This window comes from Dellaglioa sp. CoH-57-MRSF-16 (assembly GCF_056782055.1).
Genome location: NZ_JBXAXZ010000108.1, coordinates 1 through 347, shown reverse-complemented (window position 1 = coordinate 347; position 347 = coordinate 1). Strand labels below are relative to the sequence as shown.

1 protein-coding gene is annotated in these 347 nt (G+C 53.0%); it reads right to left on the bottom strand.

What is annotated here, in order from left to right:
* Window positions 1–80: 80 nt before the first annotated feature.
* Window positions 81–347 (bottom strand): hypothetical protein (locus AC1RPH_RS08080; protein WP_481762071.1); only part of this gene is annotated, 267 nt, incomplete at its 5' end.

Here is a 347-nt window from a genome sequence, read left to right as displayed (position 1 = left end):
ATATAGAATCATGGTGCGGCCCGTCGTGCGTTCGAAAGCTTCTCGGCACGCCACGCGTTGTTCTCGTGTCATAATTCTCCTTAGCTCAGCAACTTTTCACGCACACGTCGTGCATAGGCCGCTTCTACCGACTGGGCCTCGGCGCGCGGTTCTACCATACACATATCAAGGATACGCAGCACGCGCATCATTTCAGCGGTCCGTGCTTTAGAAGCCACCTGCTCGACTTCAGTTTCGGTAAGATGCGCCAAATCGTTTCGGATTTCGGGCATCACCTGCTGAATGATCCAAACCACGAAATCGGCCACGCCATCATCAATCGTGCTGCTTAGCTCAAAGAATTGAGC